Origin of the sequence: Pseudofrankia saprophytica (genome assembly GCF_000235425.2) — a bacterium.
Taxonomy (GTDB): Bacteria; Actinomycetota; Actinomycetes; order Frankiales; family Frankiaceae; genus Pseudofrankia; species Pseudofrankia saprophytica.
Map to the genome: position 1 here is coordinate 7,871,185 of NZ_KI912266.1, position 14,628 is coordinate 7,885,812.

The window sequence follows — 14,628 nt, forward strand, 5'->3', positions numbered from 1 at the left end:
GGAGGACCATGGCGTGTCGCTGTCCCGCTGGCCGGCCTCGACCGACCACTACCAGCCGGTGGTTGTCGATGAGTCGTTCGATGTACGGCTGGTTCAGGGCGACGCCCTGCCCGAGGCCGCCGATCGCCCCGGCTCCGACTAGCTACCGGGTGTCGTGGCGCAGTAGGCCGTGTTGATAGGCGAAGATGACGGCCTGAACCCGGTCGCGTAGGTCGAGTTTGGCGAGAATGCGGGTGATATGAGTCTTGACGGTCGCCTCGGATAGCACCAGGCGCTGCGCGATCTCCGCATTGTTCAGCCCGGCCGCGATCTCGAGGAGCACTTCCCGCTCCCGCCGGGTGAGCGCGTCCGTCGGGTCGGCTTCCGTTGTGGCTTCGTCGCCGAGGCGCAGGCTGGCCGCGTGCTGGTTGAGAAGTTCTCTGGTGACCCGGGGAGAGACAACCGCGTCGCCGGCGGCGATGGCCCGCACGGCGTCGAGGAGTTCCTCCGGGCGCACGTCCTTGAGGAGGAATCCGCTTGCGCCGGCCCTGAGCGCGGCGAACGCGTATTCGTCGAGGTCGAACGTGGTTAGGACCAGGACCCGGCTGGCGGTCGCGTCCGCGCAGATCCGGCGGGTGGCCGCCACGCCGTCCGTGCCGGGCATCCGGATGTCCATGAGCACGACATCCGGCGCGAGCTCCTTGGTGATGGTCACCCCGGTGGCCCCGTCACCGGCCTCGCCGACCACCTGGATGTCGGGGCTGGCGTTGAGCAGCATCCGGAAACCCATCCGTATCAGCGGCTGGTCGTCCACGAGGACGACGGTGATGGTCACGCCGCCGCCCGGTCCAGTCGCATGGTGGCGCGCAGCTCCCAGCCGCGCGGCCATGCAGGCCCCCAGGTCAGGCTGCCGTCGTACAGGGTGACGCGTTCGACCATGCCCCGCAGCCCGTGGCCGCCGGGCGTCGTCCCGACCGCCCGCGGCACCCCGTCGTCGCGGACCGTGATGCCCACCTCGTCGGGCTGCCAGCACAGCTCGACGTCGACGTGGGTCGCGTGCACGGCGTGCTTGATGACGTTCGTGACGCTCTCCTGGACGAGACGGAAGATGGTGGCCTCGGCCGTGTCCAGCAGCTGGGGCGGGGTGCCTGTCGTGACGAGCCGGATGGGAAGCCCGGTGGCGCGAATGTCGTCAAGCAGTTTCTCCAGCTGGTCCAGCCGAGGCAGCGGCGCCAGGTCGATGACGGGGGGCGCGCCCGACGGGGTCGGCTCTCGCAGGACGCCGAGTAGTCGGCGGACCTCGGTGAGCGCCTGGCGACTGGTGGTCGCCACCTGTTCCATGGCGGTGTTCGCCTCGCCGTGGTCGGTCCCGTTGACGGCGACGGCGGCGTCCGCCAGCCGGATCACCACGGACAGACTGTGCGCGATGACATCGTGCATCTCCCGGGCAATGCGAGTCCGTTCGGCGACCGCGGCGAGCTGCGCCTGCTGGTCACGCTCCAGCTCCGCCCGCCGCGCCCGGTCCTCCAGCGAAATCTGGTATCGACGGCGGTTGCGCACGGTCGTGCCGAGAAAGAACGCCGCGGCGACGATGCTGTTGAGGAACACCAGGGAGCCGACCAGGCTTCCGCCGAGCGGCCTGAGCTGGATCGACGCGACGACGACGACGGATTCGACCAGCACCGCGCTCGCCGCCCGGAAGCGATCTCTTCCGTGCGTGCCGATCGTGTAGACCGCGACGAGCAGCGCGTAGGCCGCCGTCAGATGCACCCGGGTCAGGTCCTGGACGACGACCAACGCGGCGATGACGGTGAACACCGCCAATGGGTGGCGCCGACGCAGGAGCAGCGGCATGATCAGCGCCTGTGCCAGCAGCCAGGCCCACCAGGGAAATCGGTGCTGGACCCAGTCGGCGATGGTGTCGAGCTCGAGGAACCCCAGGATGGCGACGTCGGTGAGCCACGGCCACCGTCTCTGCGCGGTCGCCCACCACCTCGCCCCGCCGTCCATCCGAAACCCCTTCTGAGTCGGCCCTAGCGGGCGACCATCCGCCGGCACGTCAGACCGCCGCCGAGCAGCCTATGCGTCGCGCTTGCGCAGCAGCAGGGCTGCCGTGACGGACGCGACGACCATCCATACACAGAGTGTGACGAACCCAGCTCCCGCAGACAGAGAGTTGTCATACGGGTGCATCGCGTAGGCAGCGTTGCCGGCGTTGGTCGGCAGGAACGGCAGGAGCTCGTTTTGCCAGCTCTGCGGGAGCACCGCTCCCAGAACAGGAAGCACCAGAAGCAGCCCGAGGACGGCGGCGATGCCCCCAGCGGTCGAGCGGACGATGAAGCCGACCGCGCCTGCGAACACAGTGATCGACATGAGGTAGAACGCGGAACCGAGCAACGATCTCACGGCGTCCGAGCCGTCCAGCGCGCCGTGCGAGCCCAGCAGCGCCTTGCCGACCAGCAGCGCCACGATGCCACCGGCGACACTGACCGCCACCGAGAGCGCCCCCGCCACGACGAGCTTGGCCGCCAGCATCTTGAGCCGGCGCGGAACGGCCGACAACGAGGACCGGATCATCCCGGTGGAGTACTCACCGGTCACCAGCAGCACACCGAGGACCGAGATAATCATCTGGGCGAGCGCGACGCCGGTGAGGCTGGTGTCGACGGCGCTGAACGTGGCCCGGTTCGCGGCGCTCATAGAACCCCAGTGGGCGGCGCCGACCGCGGCGGCGATCGCCCCGATCCCGACCATCCCGATGACGGTCGCGACGAGCACGTACCACGTCGAACGCAGCGTCGATATTTTCACCCATTCCGAATGAATGACGTGCTGGATCCGGACAGGCTTGACGGGAACGGGCCTCCCGACTCTTCCGGTGATGGTCTGAGCGGTCACTTCTTTGCCTTTCGGTGAGCCGGGAGGCGAACGCCGATGCGCCGAGCTCTGGCATGCTGAGCGTTGGTGTTCTGCGCACCGGCGTGAAAGTCCGTGGCGTCGGCTGTGAGCCTCAGGAAGACTTCCTCAAGAGTTTCTCGCCGGGGTGTCAGCTCGTCGAGGACCAGGCCGAGGCTGGCCGCGGTCTTGCCGATCTGGTGCGAGGTGAGCCCGGCGATCTCAAGCACCTGGCGCTCGCTCGACGTCACCGTCACGCCCGGCCCGGCGACGGCCTGGCGCAGCCGTTCGGCGTCCGCGGTACGGACCAGCACATCGTCGGTCGCGGCCGCGCGGTGCATCTCCTCCATGGACATGTCGGCCAGCAGCCGGCCGCGGCCCACGATGATCAGATGGTCGGCGGTCAGCTCCATCTCGCTCATGAGGTGGCTCGACAGCAGCACCGTGCGGCCCTCCTTCGCGAGGTCGCGCAGCAGGCTCCGAACCCAGCGCACGCCCTCGGGGTCGAGCCCGTTGACCGGCTCGTCGAGCATGATCACGGCGGGATCGGCGAGCAGCGCGGAGGCGATGCCGAGCCGTTGGCCCATGCCCAGCGAGAACGCTCCGGCGCGCTTGTGCGCGACCTCGCTCAAGCCGACCTGGTCGATCACCTCCGAGACCCGCCAATCCGGGATGGCGTGTGTCGCGGCCAGCGCCCGGAGGTGGTTGTAGGCGGACCGTGAGGTGTGCACGGCCCGTGCCTCCAACAGCGCGCCGAGCTGCTTCAGCGGCGTTGGGTGCTCGACGTAGGGCCGGCCGTTGACCGTCACGGTGCCGGACGTGGGGTGGTCCAACCCGAGGATGAGGCGCATCGTCGTCGACTTCCCGGCGCCGTTCGGCCCGAGGAAGCCGGTGACTCGGCCTGGCCGGGCGGTGAACGAGAGGTTATCGACGACCATCTTCTCGCCATACCGTTTACTTAGCCCGCTGGCTTCGATCACCGAATCCTCCGCTGCCTGTCTTCGCATCCGTCTTTTTCGTGCGGCTGCTCCATTAACGCCCAGCCGCGACAGACCCCGCGTGGTCCGGAGGGCTGATTTCCTGCGGCCGCGTACGACTTCCGATGTACCTGCTCAGGGCAGGATCGACACGCCAGCGCTGGACAAGCTCGTATGCAGCTCTAGCCGTTGGAGCGTGGTCTGCTCGGGAACGTCGAAGCCGAGCGTGCCGTTGATGAGCCGGGGCTCACCGGTCTCCAGATCGTCTCGCCGGGCTCGTACAAGCGTGCCGCGAAGTCGGCCGTGTGCCGGCCGCCCGCCGAGTCGAAGCCGTACTGGTCGGAGCTCCGCAGCTGCGGGGCGGCGGAGTCGACGTCGCGGGCTGTCACGGCGACGAGACAGAACTGGCCGTTGGGACGCCAGGCCAGGAAGCCCTCGCCGAGTTGCGTTACCCCGCACTCGACCTTGTCCACCGTGAATTCCAGCGGCCCGTCCTGGAAGGCGCCGGCCGGCGCTGTCGCGCTCGGCGCCGCGCCGGCCGGCGTGAGCCTCGGGCTGGCCGACGGGCTCGCCGCTTCCCTGGTGGGCGCGTTCGAGGGCCGGCCGCCCAGCGCGATGGCGGACAGCCAGCAGGCCGCCATCGCCAGCACCAGCAGAGCGCCCACCAGCGCGCGGCGACGCCAACGTCGCCTGTCCGGTCCGACAGGCGGGGCGGGCAGCGCAGGCTCGGGCTTCTGAACTTCTCCGCACGCCGTACGACTGCCGCTGTACAGCGCACGCGGTAGCGGTCCGGGACCGGCGCGAGCAACACGTTGGGCCTGCTGGAAGAACTGCTCCCGAGAACAGGTGGGCAGTCTCCGGCAAGACTCCGAGATCGGCTTCAGCGCGCCCTGGCCCGGCCGGATCGTCCGCTGGTCCAGGAACACCGCATACTGGTCGCCCGGCCGGGCCCGCGTTCCGAAGGTCCAGGTCACCGCAAGCGGCAGCGTCGATACCGTCGACGAGGCGTTCAGGCTGTTGATGTGCAGCTGACTCCCGCCGTGGACAAGGCCGGAGACCCGGCAACCGGTCAGGGCCCACCGCGGCCAGGCGTCGCGACTCGGTGATCATCGATCACGGCCGGGGCTACGAAGGCCCAGCCCGAGCAGTGCTCACCTCGCATCAGCACGACCGGCGGCCACTCGGTGCGGGATCCGGGTTCGCGCGGCCGGCGCGTGCGCTTCGGCCAGTCAGTCCGGCAACCGTGCCGGAGCGGCCGGCTGCCGGCAGGGCGCTGCTAGGCCGCCCGCGAGGAACTCGACCAGATCGCCGAGGAGGTCCCGGACCGACGCCTGCGCCGTATCCGTGCGCATGCTGATCTGGTAGCGGGACAGCGTGTGGACGGTCGTCGTCATCACGAGCATCCAGCGTTCGTCCAGAACGGGCCGTTCATGTCCGGGCAGTAGCTCGTACAGCAGGCTCGTGAACGCCTCGACCGTGGTCGGGGAGACCACTCCCTCGAGGCCGGCGTACCCGCCGCGCTCCACGATGTAGCGTGAGAGGAACCCGAGGTAGTGATTGTCCTCCTCGACGTGACCGGCCAGCGACCGGACGAACGCGTCGACGAGGTCGTGAACCTGCGGCTTCCCGTCGCCGGCCAGCAGATCGGCGAGTGCCCTGACTCGACTCGCCTCGCTCGCCGCGGCGCGGTACGAGGTGATCTCGCGTAGCAGGCTTTCGCGATCACCAAAGTAGTACTGGACCGCGGCGTTGTTCCGCTGGCCTGCGGCGACAGCCACGTCGCGCAACGGGACCATCGCGATTCCGTGCTCGGCAAACAACCGCTCGGCCGTCTCCAGTAGCACCTGGCGGGTCGCGGAGCCCTTGGCGTTGAGCCGGTCTCGGCCGCCCGGCCGTCTCTCCCCCGAGATCGGACCGCTCGAGATTCGACGTCGAGGTTCTGGCATCGCACATTCCCAGACAGTTGAACGGACGACTCGGCGCGGCCGCAGCGTATCAGGCCGCCATTTGCCGACGATGTTCAGACGCTCTTCGCCCGGCGACGAGCACCAGGCCCCCTCGACTGCCGCGCGGGTTCTGGGGCGGCGCCCGGCGCCCCTAGAGTACCGCCTGCCGCGACCGGCGGGCGCACCTGGCGTCGGCCGATCCGTGCGCCACCGTGCTCTTAAAGCTCGACGCTTAAGAGTTGTTGACACTCCGATCGGCGGCGCCTAAGGTCCATCTCATCGGGTCAGCGCCACCAGCGGCATCTGTTTCCGGCCGATACCAGCCCCGCTCGGCGGGCCGAGCCGAAACGCCCCGCCGTGCACGGACAGCACCCTCGACCCCGCCATATATGATCTTGATGACCGCCTGGAGTCGGCCTGAACGCATGACGTGGACGCGCTTCGATCGAATCGAGGTCTCATTTTCCGGCCCCATTTCCGGGCATATCCGCACAGCTGGATTTGGTTTCTCGGAAAAGAGAATCTGGCGTGCGACCGATTGCCGCCGCGCCGCCAGGAAGGCGACCGACGTCGACGCCCGGCTCGGCCGGGCAGCGTTTCCCGTCCAGACGACAGCAACGGAGCGAAACATGGGAAGCATCTACTTCGAGGCGGTCCTCGATATCCCCGCCGAGCTGGTGTGGGACTTCGTGGATCGCTACACCCGCTCCGAGGTCCATGTCTTCTCAGCCTGCGTGGCCGAGCGGCGGGAGGGCGAGTACCGCGTTGTCACGATCCCCGGCGGGGAGGAGGTGTGGGAGCGCAACCTCACCGTGGACCCGGTACGCCGCCGGGCGTCGTACACCGTGCCCGCGCTGAGTGGCGCCGAGTACCACCATGCGGAGATGCGGGTCGACGCCGTCGGTACTCGGTCGGCCCGGCTGACCTGGGTTACCGACTACCTGCCGCACCGGCTCGTCGACGAGCGGGCGGAGGTCTACCAGGTGATGTTCGAAGAGCTGGTCGCGGCCGTCACCTCGCACGCCACCAGTCAGGCCGGGGCCGGGTCCTCCTGACGGTCGGGGCGCCCGCGGCCGCGGGCGCCCCGGGACCAAACCGATAGATCGTTCACTTTGGCAGCCGTCGACCGTAACCCAGACGCTAATGGCAACCGCCCGAGGCTCGACTAGAGGTCAGACGAGCCTCAGGCACACCCGGCCACCGGTGGAGAACGCATTTCCACATCGACGCTCCATGCCCGATTCGGCTCTCCCATGCCGGGGTCCGACACGACTCCCGCGACACTCGGGCCATCCGCCGCCAGGAGTACCCAGTGAATGTTGATGATCTCATTCTTGTGAGTGTCGACGATCATGTCGTCGAACCGGCTCATCTTTTCCGCGGCCGGTTGCCCCGGAAATATTCGGACAAGGCGCCGCTTTTCGTCCGCCGCGACGACGGCACGATGGCCTGGCGCTACGAGGGCCTGGAGATCCCGAACGTCGCGCTCAACGCGGTGGCCGGCCGCCCGATGGACGAGTACGGCCGGGAGCCGACCACGATCGAGGAGATCCGGTCCGGCTGCTATGACATCGGCGCCCGGGTGCTCGACATGAACGCCAACGGCGTGCTCGCATCGATGTGCTTCCCGTCGTTCCCGCGGTTCTGTGGCCAGCTGTTCGCCGAGGCCGGCTCGGACCGCGACCAGGCTGCGGCGATGGTGCGTGCCTACAACGACTGGCATGTCGACGAGTGGGCTGGGACCTATCCGGGCCGGATCCTTCCGCTGGGCCTGCCGATGATGTGGGACGCACAGGCCTCGGCCGAGGAGGTCCGCCGGCTCGCTCACAAGGGCTGCCACGCGGTTACGTTCTCCTCCAACCCGCACGCTCTCGGCCTGCCCAGCCTCTACACCGACTACTGGGACCCGTTCTTCGCCGCCTGCGAGGAGGAGGGAACGGTCGTCTGCATGCATCTGGGCTCGTCCTCCACGGTGCCCACGACCTCGCCGGACGCCCCTATCGAGTGCGTCTACTCGCTATCCCCCGTCAACCTGATCGAGGCGGCGGCAGACCTCGTCTGGAGCCCGCTGTTCCGGAAGTTCCCCGCGCTGCGGGTTGCGCTCTCCGAGGGCGGCATCGGCTGGATCCCCTACTTCACCGAGCGCATCGACTACATCTACCGGCATACCCGGCACTGGTCGGGGATGGACCTGCGCGACGCGCTCCCGTCCGAGATCTTCAACGAGCATGTCATCCTCTGCTTCATCGACGACCGCGTCGGCGTCGAGAACCGACACCATCTGAACCTCGACAACATCACCTGGGAGTGCGACTACCCGCACTCGGACACCACCTGGCCGCACTCACCCGAGCGCGCCATGGAATACCTCGGCGGCCTAGCCGACGACGAGATCAACAAGATCACCCACCTGAACGCGCTGCGCCACTTCGGATTCGACGCGTTCTCCCACGTTCCGCGCGACCGGGCGACCGTCGGCGCGCTGCGGGAGCAGGCCGCCGGCTGGGACGTCAGCATAAGGTCGACCAGGCAGCTGCGGGCCGGCGCCCGGAGCGGGTTCTAGTGCGCGAGGTCCTGCGCGGCGTCAAGGTGGTCGAGGTCGCGCAGTGGTGGCTCGCGCCGTCCGCCGCGACGCTGCTCGCCGAGTGGGGCGCCGATGTCGTCAAGATCGAGCACCCGCTGCACGGTGACCCCCTGCGCGGTCTGACGACCTCGGGCATCCTGCCCGGCGAGTTCGGGATCAACTTCATGTTCGAGCAGGCGAACCACAACAAGCGCAGCTTCGGGGTCGACCTGGCCCAGCCGGAGGGGCGCGAGCTGCTGGATGGCCTTATCCGCGAGGCGGACGTCTTCGTGACGAGCTTCCTCCCGCAGGTCCGCAAGCGCCTACGGCTCGACGTCGATGACGTGCGCGCGACCAACCCTGGCATCATCTACGCCCGGGCGCACGGCGCTGGCGACCGCGGAGCGGAGCGCGAACGCGGCGGTTACGACTCAGCGCTGTTCTGGGCACGCGGCGGGATCGCGCATCACCTCACGCCGCCGGGCGCGACGGCGCCCGTCGGACCGCGCCCGTCGTTCGGCGACGGGATCAGCGGCCTGTCGCTGGCGGGCGCGATCGCCGCGGCGCTGTTCGGCCGGGAGCGGAACGGTGAGCCGTCGGTCATCGACGTGTCTCTGCTAGGTACCGCCGCCTGGGTGATGGGACCGGACATCGGCGCCGCGGCGCTCACCGGTGACGGCCTGCCGCCACTGCGCCGGCAGGAGGCGGTCAACCCACTCAGTAGCTGTTTCCAGACGGCCGACGGGCGCTGGATCTGGTTCGCCATGCTGCAGGCCAACCGCTACTGGCCCGAGTTCTGCGCATGCCTGGACCGGCCCGACCTGGCCGAGGACAGCCGTTTCATCACGGCTTCGGACCGGGCGGCCAACGTCGGGGCGTGCATGGCCGAGCTGGACGAGGTGTTCGCCTCCCGTCCGCTGCACGAGTGGCGCGCGCGCCTCGACGGCCTGACCGGCGTCTGGGCGGTCGTGCAGTCGGCCTCGGAGCTGCTCGACGATCCGCAGATCGTGGCGAACGGCTATCTCCCGGAGGTCGACTACGGATCGGCCCGGCATCGGCTCGTCGCTGGTCCGGCCCAGTTCGACGAGCAGCCGCCGAGCCTCTCGCCGGCGCCCGCGGCCGGGGAGCACACCGACGAGATCCTGGCGGCGCTCGGTGCCGACTGGGATCGCGTCGTGCACCTCAAGATCAAGGGCGTTGTCAACTGACGTGCCGTGCGCAGACGGCCGGTCCACGGCGGAGGTGACAGCGATGCCAGGTCCAGCCCTGCCTGCCGGGCGACGCAGGAGGGCGCCCGGCCCGCCGGCGGCGGCGCCTTCGGCCACTTATCGAACTCCTAGCGAAGGAGTCATGTGACGTGACACAGCAGACGGCGGTCGGTTCCGGGGCCGCTCGCCCGGTCCCGCGGCCCGACGAGATCTCGCGCTTCTTCTGGGAAGGGGCGGCAGCCGGCCGGCTTGTTTTACAGCGGTGCGTGGCGTGCCGGAAACTACAGTATCCGCCGGACGTGTGCTGCCTGCGCTGCCAGTCCGAGAAGCTCGAGCACACCGACGTCAGCGGTAGGGGCTTCCTTTACTCGTACGCGGTCGTCGCCCGCCCGCTGCACACGGGCTTCGTCGGCGCGGTTCCCTACGTCGTCGCGCTCGTCGAGCTCGTCGAACAGGCCGGCCTGCGGCTGGTCGCCAACTTGGTGGACGTGCCGGAATCAGCACCGCTGACCTGCGGGCTGCCGGTCGAGGTCGTCTTCGAATGGCGTCTCACAGTCTCCCTGCCGCAGTTCCGGCTCGCGACGGCGGCCCGGTGAGCTCGCTGGCTCGTGACGTCGCGGTCGTCGGTGTCGGATACTCCGGGCTGTCGAGGGCTGGCGAGCCGGAGCCTGCGTCGCTGCTGCTGGGCGCGGTGACCAGCGCTCTGGCCGACGCGGGGCTCACCAGCGCGGACGTCGACGGCATCTTCGAGTACAAGTTCGGGCCGGAGTCCCCCGGCGCCCAGGACGCCGCCCGGATGCTGGGCATCCCCGATCTCGCCGCGTTCGCCGACATCATGCCGACGAACCCGTCCGGCCTGGGCGGCGTGCTCGCCGGCGTCATGGCCGTCGCGTCGGGTGCCTGCGAGACGGCCCTGGTCTTCCGGTGCCTGACTAAAGCGGCCGGGCACACCGGCGGGGTCGCCGACGGGCCGCGGGAGATTCCCGGCCGCAACCAGTTCCTCACCCCTTACGGATATCTTGGCGGCATCCTCGTCGAGATGGCGCTGAAGAAGCGGCGCTGGCTGGCCGAGTACGGCCGGTCGGAGGCGGACTTCGGGCACATCGCGGTCAACGCCCGGCGGTGGTCGGCGCTCAACCCGCGGGCGGTGCTTCGTGAGCCGATCACCATGGATGACTACCTGTCGTCGCGGGCCGTCGTCGAGCCACTGCGCCTGCTGGACTGCGACTACCCGATCAACGGCACGGTCGCCACGGTCATCACCACCGCCGAACGGGCCGCGGACCTACGCCAGACCCCGGTGCTCATCGACGCGATGTCGTACGGAACCGGGCGCGGCGCGGACTGGACGTTCCACACCGACTACCTCTACGGCGGCACCTTCGACTGTGCGCACCGCCTCTGGCAGCGTTCGTCGGTCACGCTCGACGACGTCGACGTCGCCCAGGTCTACGACGGCTTCACATCGGTGACGCTGTCCTGGCTCGAGGCGCTCGGCGTCTGCGGCCGCGGCGAGTTCGGCGAGTGGATCGGCGACGGCTCACGCGTCGGGCCGGGCGGCGACTTTCCAATGAACACCGCCGGGGGCCAGCTCGCCGAGGGACGGCTGCACGGGGTCAGCTTCCTCAACGAGGCGGTGCTGCAGCTGCGCGGGCAGTGCGGCGAGCGGCAGGTGCCGGACGCCAAGGTCGCAGTCGTGGCCAGCGGCCTCTACCTCCAGTGCGGAGCCATGATTCTCACCCGCGGGTGACCGGGCGGAGCTGGGACCTAGGCCTTCCCTGCCTGGAGCGGAGTCACCACCGCCGGTCGGGCAGGTGTGACCGGCGGACACGTCGAGCGGCTCGGCCAGCCGGGACCGCGTAAGGAGGATCTGCATGGACGTGGCGGGCAAAATCGCGGTCGTGACCGGTTCGGGAAACGGCATCGGCGAGGCGATCGCGCGACGGCTGGCCGCCGACGGCGCCCAGGTCGTCGTCACCGACATCGAGCCCGAGAGCGTCGAGCGGGTGGCCAGCGAGATCGGGACCGTCGGCCTCGCCACGGACCTGAAGTCGGAGGCCAACGTCAAGGCCGTCGCACAACTCGCGCGCGACACCTACGGGCGCATCGACATCTGGCACTCGAACGCCGGCATCGCGGGCCCGCCGCCGCCGGACAGCCTCCAGAATGACGGCCTCTGGAACACCATGTGGCAGCTGCACGTGCTGGCCCACCTCTACGCCGCCCGCGAGGTACTGCCCGAGATGGTCGCGCGTGGGGACGGCTACCTGCTCCAGACGGCGTCCTCCGTCGCGCTGTCCACCCAGCCGGAGAAGGCGGAGTACGCGGTCACCAAGCACGCCGCGCTCGCGCTGTCGGAATGGCTGGCCGTCCGCTACCGGCCCCAGGGCGTGAAGGTCTCGTGCTTCTGCCCGGGCGCGATGCTGACCCGCATGCTGGCCGAGAGCGGCTTTCCCGAGGACCACCCGGTGATGAAGATGGCGCTCACGCCGGAGCAGGTCGCGGAGGTTGTCGTACGCGGCCTGGCGGACGAGCGGTTCCTCATTCTGACCGATCCCGCGGACGCCCAGTCGCTGGTCGACAAGGGGACCGACTACGACGAGTGGGTGGCGCGCCTCTCCCGCCCCATCCGCTAGGTCCGGGCGTCACCGGGGAAACCGAGGCGGGGATCGCGGCCGCGATCCCCGCCGGTCCCGGCTCCGAGCGCGCGGCTCATCCCGCGTGTCTCATCCAGGGGATGGCGTAACCGCGTCACCGCGCCGTGGTCAGGCCGAGTCCGGCAAGCGCCGCGGTCAGGCCGCCGGCCACCGTCCACCAGATCCCCACGCGCAGCGGACCAACGAACTGGTCGACGACGGCGGACGCCGCGCCACGCAGATCGCCGTCGGACACGTTGCTCACCATGAGCGATCGGCCCACCGTCAGCAGCAGCGCGAGAGCACCGGCCGTGAGCATCACCGCGACGCCCACGACGATCAGCATCCTGAGACGGTTGACCGCGCAGACGACCGCGCCAGCCAGGACGACAACGGTGAGCAGGGGCAGCCCGACGGCCGCGCGAGCCAGCCACAGCGCGGCCTCGCGGGCCCGCCCGATCCCGGGGATGGACCCGACAGTCATTTTCACCGAGATCTCGTCCAGCTGATCGCTGGCCAGCCCCAGGCCGGACAGCTGCTGCGCGACAGCCACGATGACCGGGCTCAGTTCAAGGGTCAGCGTGCCGTCTCCACCGACCGAGAGGATGCTGCCGGGCCTGCCCTTGAGCGCGGCCACCAGCTGCGCGTGCGCCGTCCTGTTGATATCTATCCAGACCGTTCTGAACGCGCCACTTTTCACGAAGCTCAGAACAACCTGGTAGCTCACCTTCTCGACGCCGGTTCCGAGAATCTCGGAAATGGTACCGCGCGACTTCCCGTCTTTTTCCTGGCCGATCTGCTCGCCCAGAGCCCTGGATACCTGGTGGGCAATAGCCTCCTGCACATCGGTGTTACTCGCCAGCGGTGCGATGCTCTTCACATACTGGTTGGTGTTGAGGATCTCGCCGTCCAGCCAGCGCGCGCCGAGCGACACGGCACACAGGAAGCAACCCAGGAGACAGAGTATGACGGCGCCGATTCGCCGGCCCAGGCCGCGGCGCTTGGGCGCGGCGCCGTTGCGGTCCTCCACGGGTGCGGCGGCCGGCCGGTCGGGGTGCGTCAGTGGCAACGGAAGGGGTCTGATCTTCAGCGGGACCGTTTCTGCATCCCGCGGCCTGCTGTCGACCGTCGTAACCGGCGGCCTCACTGTCGGGCGCTGATCGTCGACGTCGGCCACTCTGGTTCCTCTCTCACGGGTACACCCGCGTCTTCGTGGCCGTAGGTCGAGTGGTCGAACGAGGTCGAGATCCAGGTACGCACCACGCGGGCCACGAAGAAAAGGAATCCTGGGATCTCACCCGATCCGCATTGACCTGACCGCTCCCGGTCCCGAGAAAAACTCGTTTTGACCAGGCCATTAACGCCCACCGGCAGTGAGGCGTACATCAGACCGCGGGCTGATCTATTGTGGGAGCGTAAGACCAGCGCTGTAGGCGTCCTGGCGGTTCAGCCACGGCGCTGGTCAGTCGTCGATCCACGGTGCCGCGGAGCCACCGATCCAGCGGCCGCCACGGATACGCGTGGTCGGCGATGGCCGATCAGTTATCCGTCCGGCGAGGTCGAAGACCGCGGGGATCTCGAAGGCGGCCGGCTCCGGCTTCAACTGCCGCGGCAGCACCGCCCCGGCGCGGACTGTGTGGGTGACGCCGTCGGCCGGCGGCCCGTCGGTCGTCAGATGGGACGGGACAGGTAGGAGCCCGACGGAACCGCCGCCAGGAACTCGGTCAGCAGATCATCGCCGCCGCCGTGGCCTGCTCCGACGACAGCGCGCGGCGATCGGAGCCGGGCCTTCCTCACGCGTGACCGCGCCGGCCGTGATCCCTTCTTACGGCGAGGCGGCCGGGCGGCGTGGCGTTGGGGCGCGAGTATCCGTGGTCAGAAGTTGATGACTCCTCGTTGGTAGATGAAGTCGATCGAGGCGAACTGCTCTCCGAGCCGTTTCAGGGACTGGTCCACGAGCACGATGGTCACCGAGTGGTATTCGCGGTTGTCGCCGATCGGGTTCGCCCGAGGAATGCTGTCCAGGACCAGCGCGGGGCTTTTCGTGACCCACACCTTCGCCTGTCTGAGGAACTGCTCGCGGGAGCAGGTGGGTAGGTTTCGGCAGGACTCCGGGACGAGCTTCAGCACGTTCTGGCCCGGCCGGATGGTTGGCTGGTCCAGGAATACCGCGAACTGGTCGCCCGGCCGCGCCAGGTTCCCCGCGGTCCACGTGATCTTCATGGGCAGTTCCGACACCGTCGACGAGGCGCCCGGGCTGGTGATGCGGATCTGCCCGGCGGTGAAGACCAGACCGGTGACGCGGCAGCCGGTGAGGACACCGGCCGCCACGACCAGCGCGAGAGCCAGGGCGGAAGCCCTGATGCGCGACCGCGCGTTCCGGTGGATATCTGTCTGCTGTCGTGCCGTCATGCCGTCGCACTC

15 protein-coding genes are annotated in these 14,628 nt (G+C 69.1%); 7 read left to right on the top strand and 8 right to left on the bottom strand.

Translation table 11 applies throughout. The features are described from left to right. Positions 1-13 precede the first annotated feature (13 nt). Positions 14-142, top strand: coding sequence for a hypothetical protein (locus FRCN3DRAFT_RS57255; RefSeq protein WP_269799843.1), 129 nt, complete (start codon positions 14-16; stop codon positions 140-142). Here FRCN3DRAFT_RS57255 and FRCN3DRAFT_RS0233235 read toward each other — a convergent pair whose 3' ends face one another. The 6 genes from FRCN3DRAFT_RS0233235 to FRCN3DRAFT_RS50090 all read right to left on the bottom strand — a co-directional run bounded on the left by FRCN3DRAFT_RS0233235 (position 143) and on the right by FRCN3DRAFT_RS50090 (position 5,797). Further along, positions 143-814 (bottom strand): response regulator, encoded by a 672-nt coding sequence (locus FRCN3DRAFT_RS0233235; RefSeq protein WP_027141161.1) that lies wholly within the window; start codon positions 812-814, stop codon positions 143-145. Further along, positions 811-1,989 (bottom strand): sensor histidine kinase, encoded by a 1,179-nt coding sequence (locus FRCN3DRAFT_RS47400; RefSeq protein ID WP_007507800.1) that lies wholly within the window; start codon positions 1,987-1,989, stop codon positions 811-813. Before FRCN3DRAFT_RS47400 ends, FRCN3DRAFT_RS0233235 begins: the two co-directional genes overlap by 4 nt. A gap of 69 nt (positions 1,990-2,058) precedes the next feature. Beyond that, positions 2,059-2,877, bottom strand: coding sequence for an ABC transporter permease (locus FRCN3DRAFT_RS47405; RefSeq protein ID WP_007507798.1), 819 nt, complete (start codon positions 2,875-2,877; stop codon positions 2,059-2,061). After that, positions 2,874-3,854, bottom strand: coding sequence for an ABC transporter ATP-binding protein (locus tag FRCN3DRAFT_RS0233250; RefSeq protein ID WP_007507796.1), 981 nt, complete (start codon positions 3,852-3,854; stop codon positions 2,874-2,876). The genes FRCN3DRAFT_RS47405 and FRCN3DRAFT_RS0233250 overlap by 4 nt, the downstream gene beginning before the upstream one ends. Positions 3,855-4,033: 179 nt before the next feature. Further along, entirely contained in the window at positions 4,034-4,516 is a 483-nt protein-coding gene (locus FRCN3DRAFT_RS0233255; RefSeq protein WP_027141162.1) for a DUF4352 domain-containing protein, read from the bottom strand. Positions 4,517-5,080: 564 nt separating this feature from the next. Then, the gene (locus FRCN3DRAFT_RS50090; RefSeq protein WP_007507791.1) at positions 5,081-5,797 is read right to left on the bottom strand and encodes a TetR/AcrR family transcriptional regulator; all 717 of its coding nucleotides are present in this window, start codon (positions 5,795-5,797) and stop codon (positions 5,081-5,083) included. Positions 5,798-6,426: 629 nt separating this feature from the next. Here FRCN3DRAFT_RS50090 and FRCN3DRAFT_RS0233270 point away from each other — a divergent pair. The 6 genes from FRCN3DRAFT_RS0233270 to FRCN3DRAFT_RS0233295 all read left to right on the top strand — a co-directional run bounded on the left by FRCN3DRAFT_RS0233270 (position 6,427) and on the right by FRCN3DRAFT_RS0233295 (position 12,204). Then, entirely contained in the window at positions 6,427-6,852 is a 426-nt protein-coding gene (locus FRCN3DRAFT_RS0233270) for an SRPBCC family protein (RefSeq protein WP_007507789.1), read from the top strand. Positions 6,853-7,109: 257 nt separating this feature from the next. After that, positions 7,110-8,360: an amidohydrolase family protein gene (locus FRCN3DRAFT_RS0233275; RefSeq protein ID WP_007507787.1), complete on the top strand. Its 1,251-nt coding sequence runs from the start codon at positions 7,110-7,112 to the stop codon at positions 8,358-8,360. Beyond that, complete coding sequence (locus FRCN3DRAFT_RS0233280; protein ID WP_007507786.1) at positions 8,360-9,568, top strand: CaiB/BaiF CoA transferase family protein; 1,209 nt, start codon at positions 8,360-8,362, stop codon at positions 9,566-9,568. The genes FRCN3DRAFT_RS0233275 and FRCN3DRAFT_RS0233280 overlap by 1 nt, the downstream gene beginning before the upstream one ends. Positions 9,569-9,717: 149 nt before the next feature. Next, positions 9,718-10,164, top strand: a complete 447-nt coding sequence (locus FRCN3DRAFT_RS0233285; protein WP_007507784.1) for a Zn-ribbon domain-containing OB-fold protein — start codon at positions 9,718-9,720, stop codon at positions 10,162-10,164. Next, positions 10,161-11,318 (top strand): thiolase C-terminal domain-containing protein, encoded by a 1,158-nt coding sequence (locus tag FRCN3DRAFT_RS0233290; protein ID WP_027141163.1) that lies wholly within the window; start codon positions 10,161-10,163, stop codon positions 11,316-11,318. Before FRCN3DRAFT_RS0233285 ends, FRCN3DRAFT_RS0233290 begins: the two co-directional genes overlap by 4 nt. A 124-nt stretch (positions 11,319-11,442) precedes the next feature. Then, positions 11,443-12,204, top strand: coding sequence for an SDR family oxidoreductase (locus tag FRCN3DRAFT_RS0233295; protein WP_007507781.1), 762 nt, complete (start codon positions 11,443-11,445; stop codon positions 12,202-12,204). Positions 12,205-12,319: 115 nt separating this feature from the next. On the opposite strand, the gene FRCN3DRAFT_RS0233300 is transcribed toward FRCN3DRAFT_RS0233295, so the two are convergent. Together FRCN3DRAFT_RS0233300 and FRCN3DRAFT_RS0233315 are read right to left on the bottom strand one after the other, a co-directional pair. After that, the gene (locus tag FRCN3DRAFT_RS0233300; RefSeq protein ID WP_007507779.1) at positions 12,320-13,381 is read right to left on the bottom strand and encodes a hypothetical protein; all 1,062 of its coding nucleotides are present in this window, start codon (positions 13,379-13,381) and stop codon (positions 12,320-12,322) included. A 698-nt stretch (positions 13,382-14,079) separates the two neighbouring features. After that, positions 14,080-14,616, bottom strand: a complete 537-nt coding sequence (locus FRCN3DRAFT_RS0233315; RefSeq protein WP_007507777.1) for a hypothetical protein — start codon at positions 14,614-14,616, stop codon at positions 14,080-14,082. Positions 14,617-14,628: the final 12 nt, after the last annotated feature.

What these genes read in the sequence shown, in the direction of transcription:
- FRCN3DRAFT_RS47400 (WP_007507800.1), bottom strand. Translation starts at nt 1,989, where the DNA reads ATGGACGGCGGGGCGAGGTGGTGGGCGACCGCGCAGAGACGGTGGCCG.
- FRCN3DRAFT_RS50090 (WP_007507791.1), bottom strand. Translation starts at nt 5,797, where the DNA reads ATGCCAGAACCTCGACGTCGAATCTCGAGCGGTCCGATCTCGGGGGAG.
- FRCN3DRAFT_RS0233270 (WP_007507789.1), top strand. Translation starts at nt 6,427, where the DNA reads ATGGGAAGCATCTACTTCGAGGCGGTCCTCGATATCCCCGCCGAGCTG.
- FRCN3DRAFT_RS0233295 (WP_007507781.1), top strand. Translation starts at nt 11,443, where the DNA reads ATGGACGTGGCGGGCAAAATCGCGGTCGTGACCGGTTCGGGAAACGGC.
- FRCN3DRAFT_RS0233315 (WP_007507777.1), bottom strand. Translation starts at nt 14,616, where the DNA reads ATGACGGCACGACAGCAGACAGATATCCACCGGAACGCGCGGTCGCGC.